This window comes from Pirellulales bacterium (assembly GCA_019636335.1).
Taxonomy (GTDB): Bacteria; Planctomycetota; Planctomycetia; order Pirellulales; family JAEUIK01; genus JAHBXR01.
Genome location: JAHBXR010000043.1, coordinates 1 through 23,158, shown reverse-complemented (window position 1 = coordinate 23,158; position 23,158 = coordinate 1). Strand labels below are relative to the sequence as shown.

The following is a 23,158-nucleotide window of genomic DNA, read 5'->3' as shown; positions in this document are numbered from 1 at the left end:
CGGGAGACGACACGATCCTCGGCGACGGCGCCGAAGGCAAGGCCGATTCTCTCTTCGGCGACGACGGCAACGACCAAATCTTCGGCCATCATGGGCATGACTTCATCGACGGCGGCGATGGCGACGACCTGCTCACCGGCGGCGACGGCGCCGAGGCGAACGACACGCTCCTCGGTGGCGCCGGCAACGACGTGCTCAGCGGCGGCGCGGGCAACGACAGTCTCGTCGGCGGCGCGGGCAACGACAGTCTCGTCGGCGGCGCGGGCCAGGACGTCCTCTTGGGAGGCTCCGGACTCGACACCCTCAAGGGAGAAGCCGGCGAGGATCTTTTACTGGCCGACAAGACGAACTTCGACCTCAACGCGGCGACATTGCTCGCCATCCACGCCGAATGGACCTCGGCGGGCAGCTACGAGGATCGCATCGCGCATCTCACCGGCACGACCGGCGGCGCGAACGGCACGACGTATCTGATTCCCGGCGCGACGGTCTTCGACGACGAGGTGATCGACCAGCTCACCGGCGGCGCTACGGACCTAGACTGGTTCCTCTACAACCTGCTGCAGGACATCCTCGGCGACCACGAACCGGGCGAAGAGGAGACCGACACCGCGGGATTCCTGCTGTCGTAGGTAAACGACAACAAGCAACGCGTTGCGTATCGAGAACCGGAGATCTTCAACAGCGATCAGGGAGTGCAGTTCACGGCCAAGCAGCTATCGGCACGGCCGGGCTCGCATCTGATCGGCCAATTCCTGCCCGAACGCGATTTTACGCGAATGGCGGAAGCCCTGGGCAAGCTCACTCAACTCCAGCAGCGGCAACAGGCTATCGCCACGTCATGGGGTTCGAATCTCACTGGAGCAGGCTGGAGATTGTAGGCCGTAGGCTGCAGGACGGAGGAGAAACGGCGAACCTCCGATTCCTACCGGGCTCCCCGTTGGTTGCCCTTGTTCACTGGCTACGTAACCAGAGCAAGTCGATAATCGATCGCGGATGTGCCGATACGACATCGAGCGGAAACGCATCGCGACAGACTGCCTGGCAAGGCATCTCCAACGGTATCCACACGGGCTGCCTTGTGGTCCAAGTTGTCCGATACATAATGAGAGCGATTTCCGTTTAGGTCCGATCGCTGCTCCTACGAAAAGCTCCACCATGCTCACCCGACGGCAGACGCTGCAAGGTCTGTGTGCGGCCGGATTGGCTGCCGCGTCCTCCGCGGTCCGCGCCGAAAGTCGCGACGCGACGCTCAACGTGTTGTCGTTCAACATCTGGAACGGGGGACGGCACGGCGGCTTGGAGCAGACCGCCAAGGTCATCGGTGCCAGCCAGGCCGATGTCGTCGGCATTCAAGAAATCGCCGAGAGCGGGCCAAAGCTCGCGGAGCTCACCGGGCTGAACCTGTTCGTGCAGGACGGGGACGCCCGTGGCGCGCTCCTCAGCCGGTTTCCCATCGTCAAAGCATCGGCCAACAAGTGGGGCGTGAAACTCGACGTGCAGGGCCGCGGGCCGCTGTGGCTGTTCAACGCGCACTTGCCCGCTTCGCCGTATCAGCCTTATCAACTCGCCGACATTCCCTATGGCAAGGGGGACCCGTTCATCAAGACCGCCGCCGAGGCAATCGCCGAAGCCATCCGCGCGCGCAGCGGCCAACTCGCCCGGTTATTGATGGACATGGGGCCGGCCCTCCGCGCCGGCGAGCCGATCCTGCTGACCGGCGACTTCAACGAGCCCTCGCATCTTGATTGGACCGAGCGCGCCGTCCAAGCTGGCCAGTGCCAGATGCCAATCGCCTGGCCCAGCAGCCGGACCATCGTGGACTCGGGCTTCACCGACGTCTACCGCACCGTTCATCACGATGAAGTCACTCGTCCCGGTCACACCTGGACTCCAGTCCCCAGCGAGCGCGAGGCGCATGATCGCATCGACATCGTCTACAGCCGTGGACTGAAGCTGGTTGCCGCGAAAGTCATCGGCGAGTCGTCCGAGCGTGCCGATCTCGTCGTCACCCCCTATCCTTCCGATCACCGCGCCGTGGCGGCCACGGTTGCGTTTACCTGATCTACGCATCGGAAAAGCCGTCCGCCGATTGGAGCCACCTCCTCTACACGAGGTTGACACCTAGCAGCCCGTTGAAAAAGTCTGGTTGACGTTGCGGTATGGATGGCGACAATTTTGGCGGTCGGATGCCCATGCCCGCTGTGAAGGGACGCACGCATGGCACTTGGTAAGCGCAAGCAGGAACAGCAGTCGGCTTGGATCGCGACCACCGAGTTGCCCAAGTCGCCCGGGCACCCGTTCTACAAGAAGCTGAACGAACTGCTGGCCGAGGCCGGCTTCGATACGTGGTTGGAAGCGCTCTGCGCTCCGTATTACGCCGCCAAGAAGGGGCGTGGGTGGCGTTTACTTCCGCATGATTCTCATCGGCTATTTCGAGGGCATCAGCTCGCAGCGCGGCATCGCCTGGCGTTGCCACGACAGCCGCTCGCTGGCCGAGTTCCTGGGCGTGCCGGTGCATGAAGAGACGCCCGACCACTCCAGCCTGTCGCGGATTCACGGCCGGTTGCCGCTGGAAGTTCATGAGGCGATGTTCCACTTCGTGCTCCAGCTGGCGGCCGAGAAGAACCTGTTGCGGGGCAAGACCGTGGCGGTCGACTCGACGTTGCTCGAGGCCGATGCGGCCATGAAGAGCATCGTGCGACGCGACACGGGCGAAGACTGGAAGACGTATCTGCGCGGCCTGGCGGCCGAGGCGGGCCTGGAGAATCCGACCGATGAAGAGCTGCGCCGCTTCGACAAAAAGCGGAAGGGCAAGAAGGTCTCGAACGACGACTGGCAATCGCCAAACGACCCGGAAAGCCGCATCACCAAGATGAAAGACGGCACCACACATCCGGCGTACAAGGCCGAGCACGTGATGGAATGTTAAAGATCTCGAAACGTTATCTCATACAAGTCGCGGCCCGCAACTTGGGCCTGATCATGCGCAAGCTGTTCGGCATGGGCACGCCGCGGGGCTTGCAGAAGTTCCGCGACCTTGCCGCGCTTGTGTATCTTTGCATGTGGGCCACCTGGTATGTCCTCAGAACATCGCTTCGTGATCTCGTGGCGTTGCATGATCCTCAGCGCAGCGATCGCGCCCCACGGCTCGCGTTCATCCCACCCTCGCCAAAACGGACAATTTCAACGGGCTGCTAGGTGGGCGCCGCTTTCGGCCACAGAATGCGCACGGAACGAGTCGCCTGCCGCTCGTCAGCGTTCGTTGGACTCTCTCCTCCCCGCCAGTTACATTTGACGGCACTCCCGAGACGGACTCCCTAGGCATATTATCGGCGGGTAGGTGATCGATGACATCCGACCGCAACCTGTTATTCGCCACGCTAGCCTTGCAAATGGACTTCATCAACCGAGACCAGTTGGTCGCGGCGATGGGAGCCTGGGTGCTGGACAAGAACAAACCCTTGGACGAGTTGTTGGTTGAGCACGGCGCTCTGAAATCGGACAATCGAGAACTGCTGGCAACTCTGGTCCAGCGACATATCGACATCCATGATGGCGACGCACAGAAAAGCCTACGCTCCCTCGGTTCTGCAAGTTCAACCTGTCAGTTCCTAGAACAATCGATTCCTGGCTCCGTCGTTCAGGCCACGCTCTCGATCGCTTCGGCCGACCGCGTGGCAGCGAAAAGCTCCCTTGCCGAGACGGATTTCTCCCTACTCGAAAGCACATCCAATGGAATGCGTTTCAAGATCCTCCGTCCCCATGCCAAGGGGGGGATCGGGGAGGTCTCCGTTGCCCAAGATACCGAATTACACCGTGAGGTGGCCCTGAAGGAAATCCAAGCCCAGTACGCCGATGACCCCAATAGCCGAGCCAGGTTCATGCTCGAAGCCGAAGTCACCGGCTCGCTGGAACACCCTGGCATCGTGCCCGTCTATGGATTGGGGCAATACAACGATGGGCGTCCCTACTACGCCATGCGATTCATCCGTGGTGAAAGCCTGAAGGAAACGATCGAGCGATTCCATGAGCCGGAAACGAAGCGAAAACAGGATGCCGCCGCCCACGGCCTGGAGCTTCGCAAGCTGTTGGGCCGCCTGATCGACGTCTGCAACGCCATCGAGTATGCGCACAGCCGAGGTGTGTTGCACCGCGACTTGAAGCCTGGCAACGTGATGTTGGGCAAGTATGGCGAGACGCTGGTCGTCGATTGGGGCCTTGCCAAGCCGGTAGGCCGAGCCGAGCTTCCGCGCGGCAAATCCGATGAGCTCACCCTCCAGCCAGGATCGGCCAGCGGTTCCACACCCACGCAAATGGGATCGGCCATCGGCACTCCCGCGTACATGAGCCCCGAGCAGGCGGCCGGACGGTTGCAAGAGTTAAGCCAGGCCAGCGACGTGTACAGTCTGGGCGCTATCCTCTACACGGTGCTTACCGGCCGTCCGCCGTTCGAGTCCGAGACCACAATCGACGAAGTGCTGCGACGCGTGAAGCAAGGAGATTTCCCCTCGCCCAGGCAGCGAGATGGCGCCGTTCCCCTCGCCCTGGAGGCCATTTGCCTGAAGGCCATGGCAACCAATCCCAAAGCTCGTTATGCCTCGCCGAGCGATCTGGCGGGCGATCTGGAACACTGGCTGGCCGACGAACCGGTCAGCGCGTATCGCGAGTCGTTGAGTCAGCGGCTGAGCCGTTGGGAACGTAAAAACCGCAGCTTTGTCCGCGCCGGCGGTGCGGCACTCTTCTTTGTGGCGGCAGCATCTCTGGCCGCGGCATTCGGCATCAACGGCGCCCGCCAACAAGAGACCCTGCAGCGTATGCGCGCCGACGAAAACGCCCAGCGCGAGCGAAGTGCCGCCGATGCCGCACGCACCGCGGAACGTGCCGCCCAAGCTAATCTCGAACGAGCACAGGTTGCCGAAGCGGAAACGGTGCGCGCTCTGGCACGTGCCGAGGCCGAAGCCGCTTCGTCCGAAGAAGTCTCGGATTTCTTGGTGAACCTGTTCCTTGGTTCGGACCCTTCGGGTCTAGGCGGCGGACTCGGCGACATCGACGCGCGCGGCAAGGAAATGTCGGCCGTGGGATTGCTCGAGTATGGAGCGAAGACGCTCGACGACCGCATCAGCACGAAGTCCGAGGTCAGGGCTCGCCTGATGAACACCCTGGGCTTCATCTTTACCACATACGCTGAATTCGATACCGCGATGCCGCTTTTGAACGAATCGCTTAAAATCAGACGCGAGATCTTCGACGACAACCACCCAGAGCTTGCTCAATCGCTCAAAGACTCGGGACTGTTCTATTTTCTCTGGGGAGACTATCGCAAGGCGCGCGAGTACGATCGTGAGGCACTAGCGATTCGTCAGCGACACTTCGGTCCCAAGAGTGGCCCAGCCGCCGACACGATGTTCCAACTCGGTTGGCACATTAGCACTGGCTACACCAATGCGACGCTCCTTAAGGAGTCGGAGCAACTGCTTCGTGAGGCGATTACGATCCAAGAATCGCTGTACGGCCCCAAAGATCAGCGCACGATCTTTTCGCGTCTGGCCTTGGCCTACACCCTGATTGCTCAAGAGCGAACGGGCGAGGCCATGCTTCTGGCCGTGGCGGCGACCAAACAACTCTCTGCCGCCAACGGCGACCAGCGGCCCGCTGGAATAATCTCGAACATGGTCCTGGGGATGGCCGCCGAACGCAAAGAACAATGGCACGAAGCCGTGGATCACATGCGCAAGTCGCAAGAACTTGCCCGCGGCGTGCTCGGTGAGCGCCATCCCATCGTGTTGTACTTCCAAACGCCGATTGTGAACTACCTGGAACGCGCCGGCGAATACGCCGCCGCCGAGCAATCGCTGCGCGATCTCGTCGAAGCAGAGCGTCGGAGCGTTCCCGAAGGGCCCTGGGTGAGTTATCGCCTGGAGGATCTGGCCCACTTCCTGTCGCGTCGAAACCGCTATGACGAGGCCGACCGGTGCTACGAAGAAGCCCTGCGCATGCGCCGAAAAACCTTGGGCGAAGATAGCCTCCTCGTCGGTTCGATCCTTAACTCCATGGGCGAAGCAGCGCTCCAGCACGGCGACCTGGCGCGCGCCGACAAACTCTTCCAAGAATCCATCTCTGTCTACGACACCGCAACCGAAGACCACCCCGTCACCGTCGAAGAATGGCGTACCCTAGCAGTCAACAATCTGACCACCACAAGAAAGCAAAGAATCGAGCCAGCGGCCAGCAATTAGAATCGACAGCTTCGCACGACTCGATTCCCATTTCGCCCGCCAACACCCAAACGCCATAGAGAAGCACGCCCGGCTGGAATCGAACCAGCAACCTGCGGAAAGCCGCTCCACGGCGATGCCGCGCAGCGAGTCTAAGAACGTGTCTTAAAATGTATTTTCTTCGTGCCAGTCGTCGTGACACACGGTAACCGTTCACGCCCCGGAGAGGAGTGAGGGGGGGCTGGCGAAGTGGGCGGCGACGGCGGTGGTGAAGTAGTCGAAGGCGCTGCGTTGCTGTTGGCGGCAGGTTTCGATGACGGTCAGCGCGGTCTCGACGAAGCGGCTGCCGGCGGCACTCTGCGTGCCGAAGGAAAGCTTGCGCCAGATGACGGCGTGCCGCCGACCACCGCTGCGCGGCGGTGCCCGGCGCTCGCTGGCGTTGTTGGTCGGTTCGATCCCCTCGACCTCGATAAACGTCCAGAGCCACGCGCGATGTTTCCACAACGGCTCGCACATGCCGGCCAACTTGGCGCTGCTGCTGAACACACCACGCAGCAGCAGGCCATCGATCTCTTGCCGGATCGGTTGCATCAAGGGACACTATTTGGCGTTGTTAGACAACGAATTACAACATGTCATTGACACATGGTCCTCCCTGTCCATGGAAGTCAAGGCGATCATTGCAGCGATTGTGGACTCTCAAATCGCGCGAACATAATCCGCGTTTGTTGTTCACCCTCAAATGGCAGTTTCCCAATAGGTTCCACCCAAATGACAGGGTTTGTGATTCGCGAGGAACCCAGATCGGTGCTCGAGCGGTGAGATCAAACATGCGATCGGAGTAGACCCGCCAGATATCCCATCACTTTTTTACGAGCTCGGACATTGTTGCCATTGCTCAAGAGTCACTTTCTGCGTGCGTTGCTTGTCGGTTAGGAACGCGCGCGCCGTGATGGGACGCGAACTCCAAACGAATACTCCAGAGCATCGGCGGTAAGCCCGTCGCAACACCACAATTCTTTTGTCTCGGGCACCGAGGTTAGCTAGTTTACGGGACACTTGGCGGCTCTCGGATCGCCGGTACATCAACCGAGGTTCAACACCCCTGCTCAGCGTGGTCGCCTCGCTATCAAGTTAATTCCACGATCAATGTCACCTCGGACAATTGGGCAAGTTGTCTCTCCACGGTCGATCGAGAAATCTGCGCGCCGTACGATACTTCGAATGTGCTGCACTGACCGCCTGGATCCTCGAAGATCGGTTTGCAGTTCTTGAACATGAACGACTGACTCAATCGATCAATCAGCCATCGAGTGTTCTCATTCCCTTCCACGCGTACTCGCGAGACGTTGCCCAAGGATCGGGTCCACACCCGGAAGGTATTCATTGTGTGCTCCAAATAGATGCCCGTGCGACGTCAATCGCGCGGTAGTTCGAGAACAATCGGCTGCCGCGCCTCATACTTCCGCAGCCATTCACCGGACCGCACTAAGAGCCGCTGACGTTGAATTCGCAAGGCATCGAGGACACCGCCAACAGTCACCGGGGTTTCTTGGCGCGAATTCGGATCGATTCTCGTGTAGACGATATTGGGATCTTGCATAACCACCTCTTGCGTTGGAGATGGTCGGCTCGGCCAGAGGGAACGCGCAGAGAGCGCGGGACCAGTTGAGAAGTCATCCACCTGCACGCATTCTAGCGATGCCTGATCGCCAGAGTGGCCTTATTCTGTCAGAATCAGCGATTGCAGCCGGAGAAACAAGGGATTACCAGGGCGTGCCTCGGCAATCGTCGCCGATTATGAAAAAGCTGATACACGCGTCGAAATACGCCAGGCGCAACGGCGTGCTGCCACTAGACGCAAGTTGCCATTTGATGAATTCAGACGGAATTACGCTGTCGTTCTGCACGGAAAACACTAGAGTAAAGGCATCTGAGAACGGCCTTGGCAGGGGGCGGCTCCGACAGCGTGCAGAATTCGTCGAACGACTATGAAAGAGCAGCCCGGCCCGCCGGGAGGCTCGTTTACGAGTAAGCCGACGTGACCCAGTACCTCACGGTGCTTGGTCACGTCGGTTTTTTTGTTGGGGTGCCGGCGCGGTGTTGAGTGCAAGTGTTGGGCGATGGGCTAAATGGCAATACGCTCTGCTGGCAGGCCTCGTCCCGAGCCGGCGGACGTGGCGGCGCGCTCTAAAACAGAAATGGTGGAAACTATGTCATCCGAACACCCCCCGAAACTCTCCTCACAGGAGATGGGCGAGCGCTTTGACCTATTGGCGACGGATGCGAAGGAGTACTCCATTTTCTTGGTGGGGCTCGCCGGTGTTGGTCGTGGAAGATAATGTTGATGCCGGTGACACCTTGAGCCTGCTGTTGCGGCTGTACGGGCACGACGTCCAGTTGGCTCGTAGCGGCCTGGCAGCCCTGGAAATGGCTTCGAGGTCGCGGCCCGAGATCATACTGCTCGATATCGGCTTACCAGGCATGGATGGCTATCAAGTTGCCCAACGATTGCGCGAGAAGCCGGAATTCAAGGACGTGATCATGTGCGCCTTGACCGGCTACACCCCCAGTGAAGCAGACCGCCAGCGGCAACAGGAAACTGGGTTCGACCACTACTACGTCAAGCCCGTCAAGCTGGCGACATTGCTCGAGCTGTTCAATACGGTCCGGTCAGCAACATCGTGACCGATTCGTTGAAACGGCACCACTTACGCGGGTCTTCGCAGCACGACGCTTGCGAGCAGTCGATGAATGTCCATTTGATGTGCCCCGATCGACGGAGAGCTGCGTATAATCCAAATATGAAACCCAACGTATTCGCCGCGCCCAGGAAATCGACCCGACGTGGATACTTCATGGCGGCACTCCTGGTCGGCACTTTCTTGGTGGCTGTTCTGCTGGGTATTCGAGGGTTGGTTTCTTTTGATTGGAGCGGATCGCTACCCGCACATCGCATCGGCGAGGCCGATCGACTCAAATGATCGACCAACCAAGCCAGCCGATGTCCCTCAGTCTTGCCGAAAAAGCGCGCTGTGCCGTTTTGATCGATTATGGATGTTGGAGCGGAAGAGTAGCGCCGCCGACCAAGGCCATTCTTAACAAGCCGTCGTGCGAGATCACTTGGGAATTCGGCGGTGGCCACGAGCCATGTACCTCGGAGTTCAGGCATTTGGATGCCGCACGAATGGAAGTAGCACTCGAGCACCTCCGTATCTATTGCACACTCGTGCGCGAATACCCGGATTTCACGATCGAGATATCAAGCTGATTTATTGCTGACTTTCCTGCAAACTGGGAGTGGTTAGCGGAGCGCATAGCTCCGCAGTATCGCTAATCATCTGTCGTGCCGCGATTGGGGCAGCCTGCTCCATATGGACCAGCTGAAGTAGGGTTCTCGCGCCAACGCCGCTTGCATAAGCGACTACTTCCTTTTCGTCTCGCGAACGCCAGGTGCCTCACTCAGCGTGAGGATGATGACCTCTTCGGCTGTTTTCGTGCTGATGTCATGATGCACGCTAAGTACTTTGACGCCGGTCACCCCTTCAACCATCGCTTCCAGCAGCGGCCGCGCCGTTTCGATCAACTGCGTGCGAACTTGCTTGAGAAGATCTCTGCCCTTCTCGACCGGCGAAGTCTTCACGAGTTGCTGTTCGGCCGCGGTCAACACGCCTAGCAACCGGACGACCAGCAAGTCGCCGATCAGGTGCGTGTGGATATCCTTGGGACCGCGCCCCATGTATTCCTGCTCAAAGCGCGCGATTCCCGCGCAGATGGCGGCTTCGATCTCTCCCTGGGTTTTCATGGTGACCTCTACTGTCCCAGCACGTGGCGAAAGACCCCTGAGAGGCGGATGGGCGTGCTATGTATCGCGAGAGGAATGATCGCCAAAACGAGCCCCAATTCGCAGATATGCTACCATTTCGCGAAACGTTGCGGAATTAGACTATCCTTCGTCCCACAGAAGCGTAGAGTACAAGTGCCTGAGAGCTGCCCGACAAAGGAGCATTCAGGCAAAGTGCGGCAATCGTCGGAAGACTACGAAAGAGCAGCCCGATACCGTCGGGGGCTCGTTAACGAGTAAGCCGATGTGACCGAGTGCCTCGCGGTGCTTGATCACATCGGTTTTTTTGTCGACGACTGCGTCGAAAGTGCTTTCGGAAGACTAGCTAAATGGCACCCCAGCTCCGCTGGGAGGCCAGATAACGAGTAAGCCGGCGTGGTGGAGAGCAATCTACCATGCCGGCTTTTTTTGTCGTGCTTGCCAAGGTTGGCGAGCGCCTCCGAGCGGACGTTCCGCGCAAGCCTGCAAACTCTTTTCTCGAGGAAACCCTCGCCAACAAGCCGGTCCTCGACGAGGCCGACAATTCGTACCGTTTGAGCCTGCCATTTCAGGCGGTCACCGTCAAACAGGGTGACAATCTGAACTTTGCCGTCGGGATCAGCCGGGGGCAGAACTTCAGTGACGAAGTGGCAATCAAGTTGGAAGGGCTTCCCTCAGGAGTCAGCCAGGTCAACGACCGATCCAGCATCGAGCGCGACAAGTCAGACTCGCAACTCGTGCTCAAGGCGGCTGACGACGCGGCACTGGGTGAGTTCACGGTCAAAGTGACCGGTCACACCACGAGCAGCGAAGTCGATGCCACGGATGAGTTCAAGTTGACCGTGACTTCTCCATCACCCTAGTTCACTCATGAATACTGCATCGACGAATATGGCGCAGCAGATCGCGTTGGCGGCCAGCGAATTCCAGCGACAGCGGACGGGACACAGTCCCAAGACAGTGACCGTCGTGCTGAGCGCCGACACGCTGGTCGTCACGCTGCACGGGGTCTTATCACCAGCCGAGGAGGCCCTGGCCAAAAGTGCGGCGGGGGCCGCCCAGGTACAGGAATTCCACCGGCAATTGTTCGCCAGTTCGTCTGAGCCCTTACGTCAGGAGATCAAACGCATCACCGGCGTCGAGGTGCGTGACGCAACTGCCGAAATAGAACCGAGCACTGGGGCGGTGGTCCACGTCTTCACGAGTGGCACCATGGTCCAGGTGTTCTTACTCACCGAGAGCTTGCCAGAAGACAAGTGGAACGGGAGCGATCTTTAATGAAGGCACGTGGAACGCGAACAACAACGACCTGAGCAATGACCAATGCACGATATGCAACGCCCACAACTTGTCACCTTACCCGGTCGAGGTGCTTGTAAGCTGCGACTCTTTCGCATTGCCACCATCTCGGAGCAAGGCGTCACCGTACTGGACACGACCGAGATCATCCAGGGACGAATCAAAAAGGCCGCCGGTATGCCGACGAACAACCATCAACGGCGCGCGGCAGTATTATATCGGAACGCACTGGCGGAGAAGTTTCTACGAACGGCCGGCTTAGTGCTGGTCAAGGGAGAGTTCAAAATGACGACAAGAGTGCCGGGTTTTAACTTGGGGTACGTTCCCACCGCGCGCGAGATCAAAGAGATGTGCGGACAGATACAAACGAGTTGGTCACCCACCGAACGATTTTGGCGGATCGTCCGCAATCGGCCAGCATGGCTGTGTCCGACGGTGCGGGTTCTCGTCCTGCCGCTCGAACCAACCAGGCGTCGACGTCATCCTCAAGTTTGACATCCCTAGAAAAGCCAACCGACAGAGATCGCGAGATTCACGATGCCGAGCTCAGCAAGCGAATTGGAATACCCTAGCAAACTGACCGACGATGCGTCACTCGAGGCGGTCTTCGAGGGCCGTTTCCGCGAGCATTTTGTGCCGCTGGGTATCACCACCATCGGCGAATTGAAGCGAGTGCCGAAAGGACAATTGTCCCATGAACAGCTCTTCGCGCTCAATGCCTGGTTGCTGCGTTGCTGGTGGTTCCGCTAAGGCGCGTGCAGACGTACCCCTTGACGACTACTGCTCAGTAGATTGATCCTTCTCGGCAAGTCACGAACGATCTGATCCCAACGGCTGTCCAGCGCTCTATTATGCACGAAAAGCGCGTTCTGTCGCGCTGGCGTCGCGCCCGAGGTGGCTTCGCCTTGTGGAAGCGCTTTCATGCCCTACAATAGAGGTGCAGGAGCCATTGGCGCCGCAGCTTTCGCAAAAGCGGCGATTCCAACTGCTCTTGTGGAACGATCGGAAGACTAAATAAAGGGCCACTCGCTTTCGCGCGAGGCCCGTTAATCAGTAGGCCGACGTGGTGGAATGCCCTAGGGCGTTCCGCCACGTCGGCTTTTTTTTGATCCCAACACGAGGAGACCGTGCTTGATGGAACTATTCATGGGAATGCTTTTGTGGTTTGTGCTAGGTGTCGCCGCGGGATCGATGGCGAGGTGGATCATGCCTGGTCCACCGGCTGGAGGAATCATGGTGGCGATTGGCGTAGGGCTTGCGGGAGCCTTCGCGGGTGGCCTGATTGGTACCCTCGCAATTGGCGACAAATCGACCCCCTTCGACTTTGTCAGTCTGCTGATGGCGATCGCGGGCCTATTGATATCGCTGTTCGCCTATCGAGCCCTGGCCATGAGGCTGGCAGAAAGCGACGCTTAGTGTGGGGCATTACGCCCCATGCGGCCATGACCGAGCGAACAATCTCGCCGGTTGCATCACCAAGGCATCAAGTCGGCAGAGCGTGCCGCGTTGCTCTTTGGTCGATGACCGTCTGACAACATCCTGCCGTCCTTCGAAGCCCGAACATCCGTGCCCGGTTGACGCTCGAAAGCGAACTCCGCGAGGTTTTCGGAGATCGGGTGGACATCAGGCTGAAAGTATGTGCTCCTGTGGCACAAGCGGGCTCAGGCGCAAAAAGGAGGCTGCAGTGCCCGTCCCGGAAATCTCCAAGAAACTACTGAAATTGATGTCCTGGCGGAATCCCGCCGGTCATGCACTGTCGCTGAACAGTCTTGCCGACGAACCGCCGCTACGCGCGGAACTCTTTAGCATCGATCAGCTCGAGCGGCATGCGAAGACTGTTGCAGCTTCGCACACATTGACAGCAGGTCGGGGGCGGGACAAGCTCCTGCCGCGACTCGATGAAAACGAGCGAGTGCTGATCGAGACCTACGATCTAGTCACGGCCGCGGCCGATCAGAACCGTCGCATCGAACCGGCTGCCGAATGGCTGCTCGACAACTTTTATCTCGTCGAAGAACAGCTCCGTGCGATCCGGCGACTGCTGCCACCTTCCTATAGCCGTGAGCTACCGCGTTTGGAAAGTGGTGCGGCCGCCAGCTTGCCGCGTGCCTACGGGATCGCATTGGAACTAATTGCCCACGTCGATGGGCGAGTGGATGCGACCAGTCTCAACGTGTTTGTCGCCTCTTACCAGTCGGTCGAGTCGCTCAAACTGGGAGAACTTTGGGCTTTGCCGCTGATGCTGCGGCTTGCGCTCATCGAGAATCTGCGCCGCGTTGCCGTGAGGATCGCTGCCGCCCGTCGCGACCGCGACACGGCGAGCGATTGGGCCGAGCGGATGGTGAATGTTGTGGAGCACAAGCCCACAGACTTGATCCTAGTTTTAGCTGATATGGCCCGTGCGAATCCCCCATTGTCGGGCGCATTCCTCGCCGAGCTGACGCGTCACTTGCAGGGACAGAATCCGAACTTCGCCTTCGCCAATAACTGGCTCGAACATCGCCTGGCGGATCAAGGCCTGACGACCGAGCAACTCGTGCGTGCCGAAGGACAAGCCCAGGCTGCCGATCAGGTTTCGATTGGCAACAGTATCAACAGCCTGAGATTCCTCAACTCCCACGATTGGCGACAGTTCGTCAGTGAGCAAAGCCTGATCGAACGGACGCTGGCCGACGATCCCGCGCGCGTTTATACCGAAATGGACTTTGCCACGCGCGATCGATACCGTCACGCGGTCGAAGGCATCGCCCGGCGCAGTGAGCTCACCGAATACGACGTAGCCCTCAAGGCGGTCCAACTGGCGGAGAAGCAAGCCCGCGAAAGGCCCCATGACCGCGCGGCGCACGTCGGCTATTTCCTCGTCGATCGTGGCCGGTCCAAGCTCGAGCATTTCGCAAGGATGCGTCTCTCGCCCGCCGTGGTAATCGACAAGCTGCAGCGACGATTTCCGCTCGTCTGTTACCTGTCGGCGATTGCATTGGTGACTTTGGTGGTCACACTCATTGTCCTGGGTTGGTCGCATCGACAGGGAGTGGACGGGCTCGCCCTGCTGTGGCTCTCCGTGCCGGTGCTGTTGACAGCTTCGCAGCTCGCGAGCGGACTCATCAACTGGCTAGCAACGCAATTGCTGAGCCCACAGTCGCTGCCTCGCCTGGACTTTGAACGCGGGATTCCGGCCGAACAGCGCACCCTGGTGGCTACTCCGACCATGCTCTCCGCCGCCAGCATCGACCATCTGCTGGAAGGGCTCGAAGTGCGGTACCTCGCCAATCGCGACCCGCACCTACACTTTGCCCTATTGACCGACTTTCTCGACGCGGCCGAAGAGACGCTCCCCGGCGATGCCGAGCTCGTACGTCTCGTGGGCGAAGGCATCGAGCGATTGAATGAAAAGTATGGGGATACCCGCCGCGACATTTTCTATCTCTTTCACCGCGAGCGCCGCTGGAACGCGCAGGAAGGAGTATGGATGGGTCGCGAGCGCAAACGTGGCAAGCTGGCCGATCTCAACGCGACGCTTCGCGGCGCACAGGACCGCTTCTCGGTGGTCGTCGGTCAGACCGCGGTTCTCTCGGACGTGCGCTACGTCATCACGCTGGATACGGATACGCAGTTGCCTCGCGACGCCGCCCGGCAAATGGTGGGCACACTCGCGCATCCGCTCAATCGGCCAGTCTTCGATTCGGCAAGCGGTCGCATCGTCGATGGTTATTCGATTCTACAGCCTCGGGTCGGCATTAGTCTGCCCAGCGCAGCACGTTCGCGATTCGCACAACTGTATTCAGACGATACCGGCATCGATCCTTATACACGCGTTGTTTCTGATGTGTATCAAGATCTGTTCGGCGAAGGCTCGTTTATCGGCAAGGGAATCTACGATGTCGATTCGTTCGAGCGACAATGCGGCGACTTTCCCGATAATGCCATCCTGAGTCATGACCTGCTCGAGGGCGCCTATTGCCGATCTGCCTTGTTGAGCGATGTGATCCTCTACGAGGAACATCCCGCTCGTTATACATCTGACGTCGACCGACGGCATCGCTGGATGCGCGGCGATTGGCAGATCGTTCCCTGGCTGCTGCCGAGAACACGGGGACGTTCCCATCGGTCGATCCGCAATCCCATCTCCCTTTTGTCGCGCTGGAAGATCTTCGACAACCTGCGACGCAGCCTAGTACCGATTGCCATGCTGATTCTGCTCGTGTCGGCGTGGCTGTTTCCGTCGGCGATGGTCGAAGCTGCGACGATCCTGCTCGCCAGCGCCGTACTGTTGCCGGCGTTGCTAGCGGCGGGGACTGACCTCGTCCGCAAACCGGTGACTCTGCCGTGGAGCATGCATTGGCGCGCTACGCTTCAGTCCCTGAAACGGCCTCTGACGCAGTGCCTGCTGACGTTTGTCTTCTTGCCTTACGAGGCGTACATCAGTGCCGACGCAATCGTGCGCACGCTCATACGCATGGGCTGGACGAAACGGCATCTGCTCGAATGGAAGACCGCCAGCGACTCGGAACGCAGCCCCACCGGTAGCTTGGAAGACACCTACCGCGCCATGGTGGCCGCACCGGCGCTGGCCGTCATTTCGCTCCTCGTCATTACTTTCGTGCAGCCCAAGGTGCTGCTCTTCGCGGGCCCCTGGATCGTCGTCTGGCTCGCATCGCCGCTGATCGCCTGGTGGCTGAGCCAGCCGATAGCCCGGCCGACGCCCAAGCTCTCCGAGGAGCAGTATCATTTTCTCGAGAAGCTCGCGCGCAAGACTTGGCGCTACTTCGAAGAGTTCGTGACGGCGGAAGACAATTGGTTACCACCCGACAATATCCAGCAGAACCCGAACCTGGTACTCGCCCCGCGCACGAGTCCGACCAATATCGGCATGGCCTTATTGGCCGACCTGGCGGCTTACGATTTCGGTTACTGCTCCGCGGGGCAGCTCCTAGTTCGCACTCAACGCACGTTCGAAACAATGGGGCGAATGGAGCGCTATCAGGGGCATTTCTTCAACTGGTACGACACGCGATCTCTCGCGCCTTTGCATCCCCGCTACGTGTCGATGGTCGACAGCGGCAATCTGGCAGGCAACCTGCTCGTTCTCGGCAGTGGCTGCGCGGAACTGTGTGAGGCGCGCATCATTCCACCGCGAATGTTTGGTGGCCTGCGAGATACGCTACGAGTCCTGCTCGACGTGGCACGCGGCACGAAACATCCGCTGGTCGATGCGGGTGTGCTGCGTAAGATTGAACGTCAGATCGAAGAGCTCGCTCAAGCACCTTCGACGGTCAGCGGCGCCCACACCTTGCTGTCGCGGCTGATCGCTGTGGCCGAGGAGCTCACGGCGACAGCCGGGCACCAAGTGGAACTCGCTTGGTGGGCAAATGCCTACGAACGTTCGTGTCGCGACCATCAGACCGACTTGATGCAATTCGCCTTGTGGCTGGTCTGGCCTACGCCACCTGAGGGATTCTGGGACTTCGGAGCCGGCGATTCCAGCGAGGCTTGGCACAAGTTGGATCAGACGTTCCATCACCTGGACACCGCGGCCACCCTGCGGGATGTCGCGGAAGTCCAACGCACGACGCTCCCACTATTCGACGTGCTGCTACCACGCTCGTCTGGCGACACCAAAGACCGTCTCGTGGCGCTGAACGCCGCGCTGGTCATCGCATCCGAGCATGCCGCCGCGCGGATCCAAGACCTCGAGCACGTGGCGCAGCAGTGCCGGGAGTTTGCCGAGATGGACTTTGGGCTGCTCTACAACGCCTCGCGCGAGCTGTTCTCCATCGGCTACAACGTCAGCGAGCGGCGGCTCGACGCGAGTTTCTACGATCTCCTGGCCTCTGAGGCGCGACTCGCGAGCTTCATCGTCATCGCCCAGGGCACTTTTGGTCAGGCGCATTGGTTCGCGTTTGGTCGATTATTAACGAGCGCCGGGAGCGTGCCGGCGCTGCTGAGCTGGAGCGGCTCGATGTTCGAGTATCTGATGCCGCTCTTAATCATGCCCAACTACGAGAACACGTTGCTTGATCGGACCTATCATGCCGTGGTTCGCCGCCAGATCGAATATGGCCGACAGCGCCGTGTCCCCTGGGGAATCTCGGAGTCGGGCTACAATACGATCGATCTGCACAAGACCTATCAGTACCGAGCGTTCGGCGTGCCGGGCTTGGGATTGAAGCGCGGCTTGGCGGAAGATCTGGTGATAGCGCCCTATGCCAGTGCGCTGGCGCTAATGGTCGAGCCCGAGGCCGCTTGCCGAAATCTCGAGCGTCTTTCCCACGAAGGCCAACAAGGCGAGTACGGTTTCTACGAGGCGGTGGATTATACCCCTTCGCGTTTGCCCCCCGGCACCGAGAGCGTGACGGTGCGGCAGTTCATGGCGCATCACGAAGGCATGAGCTTGCTGGCACTGGCATTCGTGCTGCTCGACAAGCCGATGCAGCGCCGCTTCCTGGCCGATCCCGCCTTGCGCGCCGCCGCCTTACTGCTGCAAGAGAGGGTTCCCAAGGCGACGGCACCGGTCTTTCCGCATGCGAGCGAAGCGAACGCCACACGCCTCGCGACAGCGGAAGAAACTGGCACGATGCGCGTATTTACAGACCCCAACAGCACGGCCATCGAAGCCCATTTGCTTTCTAACGGTCGCTACCATGTGGCCGTGACGAGCGCCGGGGGAGGGTACAGCCGCTGGCGCGACCTGGCCGTGACACGTTGGCGCGAAGATGCGACTTGTGACAACCACGGCAGTTTCTGCTACGTGCGCGACACGGAAAGGGAGATGACTTGGTCGAACTCATGGCAGCCCACCACAAGGCCGACCAAGGGCTACGAAGCGATCTTTTCGCAAGCACGCGCGGAATTCCGCCGCATCGACGAGCAGATCGAGACGTACACCCAGATCAGCGTCTCGCCCGAGGACGACATCGAATTGCGGCGTGTGACGCTGACGAATCGCTCGGAAACAAGGCGTACGCTCGAGGTGACCAGTTATGCCGAAGTGGTCTTGGCCACGCAGGCCCAGGACGAATCTCATCCGGCCTTTAGTAATCTGTTCGTGCAGACCGAACTGGTGCCTGACCGTCAGGCGATCTACTGTACCCGCCGTCCGCGCTCGGCCGAAGAACACCCGCCCTGGCTGACACACATGATGACGGTGCGGGGCAAACGGGTCGGTGATCCGTCGTATGAGACGGACCGCATGCGGTTTATCGGACGGCACCGGACGCTGGCAAACCCGGTGGCATTCGAGGAGCACGCGCCGTTATCCAACAGCGCCGGGCCGGTCCTCGATCCGATCGTTAGCATTCGCCAAACAGTCGTGCTTCAACCCAATGAAGCTGTGCGCATCGACATCGTCACTGGGATGGCGGAGTCGCGCAACGGAGTCGAAGCACTGACTGAGAAGTATGGCGATCCGAACCTCGCCGATCGCGTTTTTGACCTCGCCTGGACGCATGGACATATCCTGCTCCAGCAGTTGAGCGCCTCGGAAGCTGATGCGCAGATCTATGGCCGTCTGGCGGGCGCCATCATCTATACATCCTCCTTACGGCGCGCCAAGACCACTATTCTGAGCCGCAATCGGCGGGGGCAATCAGGTTTGTGGGGCTATGGCATCTCTGGTGACGTTCCAATCGTCCTTGTGCGAATTCGCGATCACGAACGTATCGCGCTGGTACATCAAGCCGTGCAGGCACACGCCTACTGGCGATTGAAGGGACTCGTGGTCGATCTGGTCATCTGGAACGAAGACGATTCGGTCTATCGACAGACACTGCAGGATGCTATCGTCGATCTCGTGGCCGCGAGTCCCGAAGCTTCGCTGGTTGATCGCCTGGGGGGAGTTTTTATTCGCCGTGGCGAGCAGATGTCGGAAGAAGACCGCGCGTTGTTGCAGACCGTGGCACGCATCGTCCTCTTCGATGATGCTGGTACGCTGGCCGAACAAGTCGAGCGGCGCGGACGAACCGAACCTGCCATCCCGCATTTGAAGCCTACGCTGCAAAGGTCCGAGGGGATTGCTCCCTACCAGCCACCGCAGCGCGATCTGGCGTTCTTCAACGGCCTGGGAGGCTTCAGCCAGGACGGCCGGGAGTACGTCACCATTCTGTCCGCCGGTCAAACGACACCGGCGCCCTGGGTCAATGTCATCGCCAATCCGCAGTTTGGCACGGTTGTGTCAGAGGGTGGAAGTTCCTACACCTGGGCAGAAAACAGCCATGAGTTTCGGCTCACGCCTTGGCACAACGACCCCGTCTCCGACGTCGGCGGCGAAGCCATCTACCTGCGCGATGAAGAGACGGGGCAATTTTGGTCCCCCACGCCGCAGCCGGCCCGTGGGCAGAATCCCTACATCTCGCGTCATGGGTTTGGCTACAGCATTTTCGACTACACCGAAGAGGGCGTAACGACCGAGTTGTGTGTCTACGTGGCGACGGACGCACCCGTGAAGTTCTACAAGCTCAAGCTCACGAATCGTTCGGGCCGAACGCGACAATTGTCCGTCACCGGATTCTGGGAATTGGTCCTCGGCGATGTTCGCAGCAAGTCGCTGCTGCACGTGGTGACCGAATCGGACGCGGCGAGCGGGGCCATCCTGGCACGCAATGTCTACAGCCCCGAGTTCGGTGACCGAGTCGCGTTCGTCAATTGCAGCGAATGGAACCGCACCCTGACCGGCGATCGTGCGGAATTCCTCGGCCGGAACAGCCGACTGGCCAATCCCCACGCCATGCGGCGCGTGCGGCTTTCGGGCCGGGTAGGCGCGGGATACGACCCATGCGCCGCGTTCCAAACGCCACTCACGCTGGCCGACGGCGAGGAGCGAACAATCACCTTTACGCTTGGCGCGGCGCGCGGCGCGGCCGAGGCCAAGAACCTGGCACTCCGGTTTCGCAACGTTGACAGCGCCAATCGGGCCATTGAGGGCGTGTGGCACTATTGGAGTCAGACGCTCGGCGTCATCTATTTGGAAACGCCCGACCCGGCGATCAATTATCTGGCGAACGGCTGGCTCGTCTATCAGACGTTGGCTTGCCGCATGTGGGCCCGCTCGGGATTCTATCAGTCGGGGGGCGCGTTCGGCTTTCGCGATCAACTGCAGGATGCGATGGCCCTGGTACACGCCGAGCCGCAGTTGCTCCGCGCGCATTTGCTGCGCGCCGCGGGACACCAGTTCCGCGAGGGCGACGTGCAGCATTGGTGGCACCCGCCCGAGGGACGTGGCGTGCGGACCCACTTCTCCGACGATTACCTCTGGCTGCCGCTGGCCGTTTGCCGTTATGTCGGCATGACAGGCGACACGGGCGTGCTCGAGGAACGCATTCCCTTCTTGAATTCGCGTCTCTTGCGCGACGACGAGGAATCGAACTACGATCTGCCGCAGGTCTCCGACGATATCGGCACCCTCTACGAGCATGCGGTCCGCGCGATCGATCGGGGCCTACGCTTCGGCGAGCATGGTCTTCCGTTGATGGGTTGCGGCGACTGGAACGACGGCATGAACCTCGTCGGCCAGCATGGTCGCGGCGAAAGTGTATGGCTGGCTTTCTTCCTCTTCGATGTACTCACGCAGTTCGCGGCGCTGGCCCAGCGACGCGGTGATGAGGCGCTCGCCGATCAGTTCACGGTCGAGGCAGGTCGCTTGCGCGGGAATATCGAGGAACACGGCTGGGACGGCGACTGGTATCGCCGCGCCTACTTCGACGACGGAACACCGCTCGGCTCGGCCCAGAACGAGGAATGTCAGATCGATGCCATTTCGCAGAGTTGGTCGGTCCTCTCGGGCGCAGGCACGTTGGAGCGCTCTGCGGTAGCGCTGGAAAACGTCGATCGTCGCCTTGTCCGCCGCGAAGATCGCCTGATCCTGCTGCTCGACCCGCCGTTCGACAAGTCGGATCTCAACCCGGGCTACATCAAAGGCTACGTGCCGGGCGTGCGCGAGAATGGTGGCCAGTACACGCATAGCGCCATCTGGACAGTCATGGCCGCGGCCGCCATGGGAGATGCCGAGCGTGCCTGGGAACTGTTTTCGCTGATCAATCCCATTACGCATGGGGCCACTCCCGCTGGCGTAGCCACGTACCGTGTCGAGCCCTACGTCGTGGCCGCCGACGTCTACGGCGTCGCACCACACACGGGCTGCGGTGGCTGGACGTGGTACACCGGATCGGCCGGCTGGATGTACCGCCTGATCATCGAGTCGCTTCTCGGACTGCACTTGGAAGTGGACCAACTGCGCATCACACCTTGCCTGCCGGCGGACTGGACCACATTTCGGATTCACTATCGCTATCGCGCGACGTCCTATCAGATCACGGTCCATGCCCATAGTGCAGACGCCACGGTCACTCGTATCTCGCTAGACGGGACCGAGCTACCCAACGATTTCGTCACGCTTGTCGACGATGGTCGGGACCATGCGATCGAGGTCGAGATGCAACCAACGGTAGTCGCCACGAGATAAAACTAGGTCGGTTCGGGCGGACATTTGCGTTTGCGCCGTGACTCGACGGCCAATCGGCAAAACGGCTCGCCGCAGCGGGCGCTGCATTGGCGCTGCATTTTTTGAGTCGCTGGAGGGTTTTCGAGGTCGGGCGATATCAACCAAATCGCCGACCACGAACGAAAACACCTCGCTCAGCAAGGGTTTGCGTGATGAAGCTGGATCGCTGGCAATCAATACGTGAGCTGGGGTGGCGGGAAACCAACCCGCGACCTTCATGACTGCAAATCCAAGACGTGAAATAGTTTACGATTTGACAAGTGGAGGCGGCGGGAATCGAACCCTCTGTGGAATTTCCGCAAGCGATTATGCTATCGACACTTGTGGAGAGGGGGCTTGCGCTCTGTCAGCAGATACTCAGCAGTCGTGTTGCCCGGAGGGGCATCTTCCGTCTCTCGCTGACACAGACTTAGCGAAACTTTCGCAGCATTGGCCCGAGCTTCCTGAGCACGTTCGCCAATCCATCATGATGCTCGTTGCCTCCGCGACTCGCTTTTCATCAAGTGTGGCAGAAGCGTCGCCCATTTCTGTCTAGGGAACGGACGATGACTTATCGTTTGTCCGTGGACTCGACCAACTCCCTCGCAAACTCATCGAGCGCTGCTTGTTCGATCGGAGTAAGCGGAGTGGTCGGCTCGCTGCGAGCCGCGAAACGGATGGCCGCCTCTCCCAAGGGAGCATGGCGTTCCGCGGATAGCCCCGCCAGTTGCATCAGCTTGGTTGGGTTCCATCCCAAAAGAGCGCCGAGCTTGTAGACCGTGCGAACCTGCGGTTCGAAATCATGCTCCTGCTCGATGCTAATCAGTTCACCGACACTTACCTCGGCCAACTTCGCCATTTCCTCGACGTTCCACCCTTTCGATCGCCTGGCAAACTCGATCAATCTGCCAAACACTGGTGGGGAGCCTGGGGCAATCTCTCGAAACACTCCCAGATCGACCAACAGGCCGCCGGCGGCGACACTTTGGCAAGCATCCTCCTTATCCGCCTTCTTGCTCAGCCATTCCCTGTAATCGTTCCTTTCCTCAACCTTGCCGGCCATCATTCACCTCCACTCTCCAAAAAACGCCGGGCGTCCGCCGGCGACAATTCAAAGTACCTCAATCCCTCCTTGCTCTTGTCCAAGCCGAGATCGCGCATCCCGCACACCTCGCGATAGAAGCTCTCCGCCTGCGGCAAGGCGTGCAATCCAACCCTTCCCTGAAACTCTTCCTCCAGGCTTAGTTTGACCGCCTCTCGAAACAGCAACGTCCCCAGACCTCGGTACTCTCCCGTTTGCGACAACTCCGGGATGGACCAGTTCCAAGGGGCTGTTTCCAAGTA

16 protein-coding genes and 1 pseudogene are annotated in these 23,158 nt (G+C 59.9%); 12 read left to right on the top strand and 5 right to left on the bottom strand.

Annotated elements, in window-relative coordinates:
- The 5 genes and pseudogenes from KF708_24285 to KF708_24265 all read left to right on the top strand — a co-directional run.
- On the top strand, window positions 1-632 hold a 632-nt coding region (locus tag KF708_24285; protein ID MBX3415824.1), incomplete at its 5' end, for a hypothetical protein.
- A 526-nt stretch (window positions 633-1,158) separates the two neighbouring features.
- Complete coding sequence (locus KF708_24280; GenBank protein ID MBX3415823.1) at window positions 1,159-2,064, top strand: endonuclease/exonuclease/phosphatase family protein; 906 nt, start codon at window positions 1,159-1,161, stop codon at window positions 2,062-2,064.
- A 156-nt stretch (window positions 2,065-2,220) separates the two neighbouring features.
- A pseudogene (locus KF708_24275) lies at window positions 2,221-2,929 on the top strand (transposase).
- Entirely contained in the window at window positions 2,926-3,201 is a 276-nt protein-coding gene (locus KF708_24270; protein MBX3415822.1) for a hypothetical protein, read from the top strand. The pseudogene KF708_24275 and the gene KF708_24270 overlap by 4 nt, the downstream one beginning before the upstream one ends.
- 149 nt (window positions 3,202-3,350) lie before the next feature.
- Entirely contained in the window at window positions 3,351-6,239 is a 2,889-nt protein-coding gene (locus tag KF708_24265) for a serine/threonine protein kinase (protein MBX3415821.1), read from the top strand.
- A gap of 192 nt (window positions 6,240-6,431) precedes the next feature.
- Here KF708_24265 and KF708_24260 read toward each other — a convergent pair whose 3' ends face one another.
- Window positions 6,432-6,812: a transposase gene (locus KF708_24260; GenBank protein MBX3415820.1), complete on the bottom strand. Its 381-nt coding sequence runs from the start codon at window positions 6,810-6,812 to the stop codon at window positions 6,432-6,434.
- An 823-nt stretch (window positions 6,813-7,635) separates the two neighbouring features.
- Window positions 7,636-7,821, bottom strand: coding sequence for a hypothetical protein (locus KF708_24255; GenBank protein MBX3415819.1), 186 nt, complete (start codon window positions 7,819-7,821; stop codon window positions 7,636-7,638).
- A gap of 728 nt (window positions 7,822-8,549) precedes the next feature.
- Here KF708_24255 and KF708_24250 point away from each other — a divergent pair.
- Window positions 8,550-8,906 (top strand): response regulator, encoded by a 357-nt coding sequence (locus KF708_24250; protein ID MBX3415818.1) that lies wholly within the window; start codon window positions 8,550-8,552, stop codon window positions 8,904-8,906.
- A 736-nt stretch (window positions 8,907-9,642) separates the two neighbouring features.
- On the opposite strand, the gene KF708_24245 is transcribed toward KF708_24250, so the two are convergent.
- On the bottom strand, window positions 9,643-10,023 hold the full coding sequence (locus KF708_24245; protein ID MBX3415817.1) for a DUF2294 domain-containing protein: 381 nt from the start codon (window positions 10,021-10,023) through the stop codon (window positions 9,643-9,645).
- Window positions 10,024-10,457: 434 nt separating this feature from the next.
- On the opposite strand from KF708_24245, the gene KF708_24240 reads away from it, so the two are divergent.
- From KF708_24240 to KF708_24215, 6 genes are all read left to right on the top strand, one after another.
- A complete protein-coding gene (locus KF708_24240; GenBank protein ID MBX3415816.1) occupies window positions 10,458-10,904 on the top strand; it encodes a hypothetical protein in 447 nt (148 codons plus the stop codon).
- Window positions 10,905-10,911: 7 nt separating this feature from the next.
- Complete coding sequence (locus KF708_24235; protein MBX3415815.1) at window positions 10,912-11,319, top strand: DUF2294 family protein; 408 nt, start codon at window positions 10,912-10,914, stop codon at window positions 11,317-11,319.
- Between the two features lie 45 nt (window positions 11,320-11,364).
- Window positions 11,365-11,835, top strand: coding sequence for a hypothetical protein (locus KF708_24230; GenBank protein MBX3415814.1), 471 nt, complete (start codon window positions 11,365-11,367; stop codon window positions 11,833-11,835).
- 42 nt (window positions 11,836-11,877) lie between these two features.
- Window positions 11,878-12,090 (top strand): hypothetical protein, encoded by a 213-nt coding sequence (locus KF708_24225; GenBank protein ID MBX3415813.1) that lies wholly within the window; start codon window positions 11,878-11,880, stop codon window positions 12,088-12,090.
- Between the two features lie 384 nt (window positions 12,091-12,474).
- Window positions 12,475-12,756, top strand: coding sequence for a GlsB/YeaQ/YmgE family stress response membrane protein (locus tag KF708_24220; GenBank protein MBX3415812.1), 282 nt, complete (start codon window positions 12,475-12,477; stop codon window positions 12,754-12,756).
- 268 nt (window positions 12,757-13,024) lie between these two features.
- Entirely contained in the window at window positions 13,025-21,796 is an 8,772-nt protein-coding gene (locus KF708_24215; protein ID MBX3415811.1) for a cyclic beta 1-2 glucan synthetase, read from the top strand.
- Window positions 21,797-22,385: 589 nt separating this feature from the next.
- On the opposite strand, the gene KF708_24210 is transcribed toward KF708_24215, so the two are convergent.
- On the bottom strand, window positions 22,386-22,880 hold the full coding sequence (locus KF708_24210) for a helix-turn-helix transcriptional regulator (protein ID MBX3415810.1): 495 nt from the start codon (window positions 22,878-22,880) through the stop codon (window positions 22,386-22,388).
- The coding region (locus KF708_24205; protein MBX3415809.1) for a hypothetical protein at window positions 22,877-23,158 on the bottom strand (282 nt) is incomplete at its 5' end. The genes KF708_24210 and KF708_24205, both read right to left, overlap by 4 nt.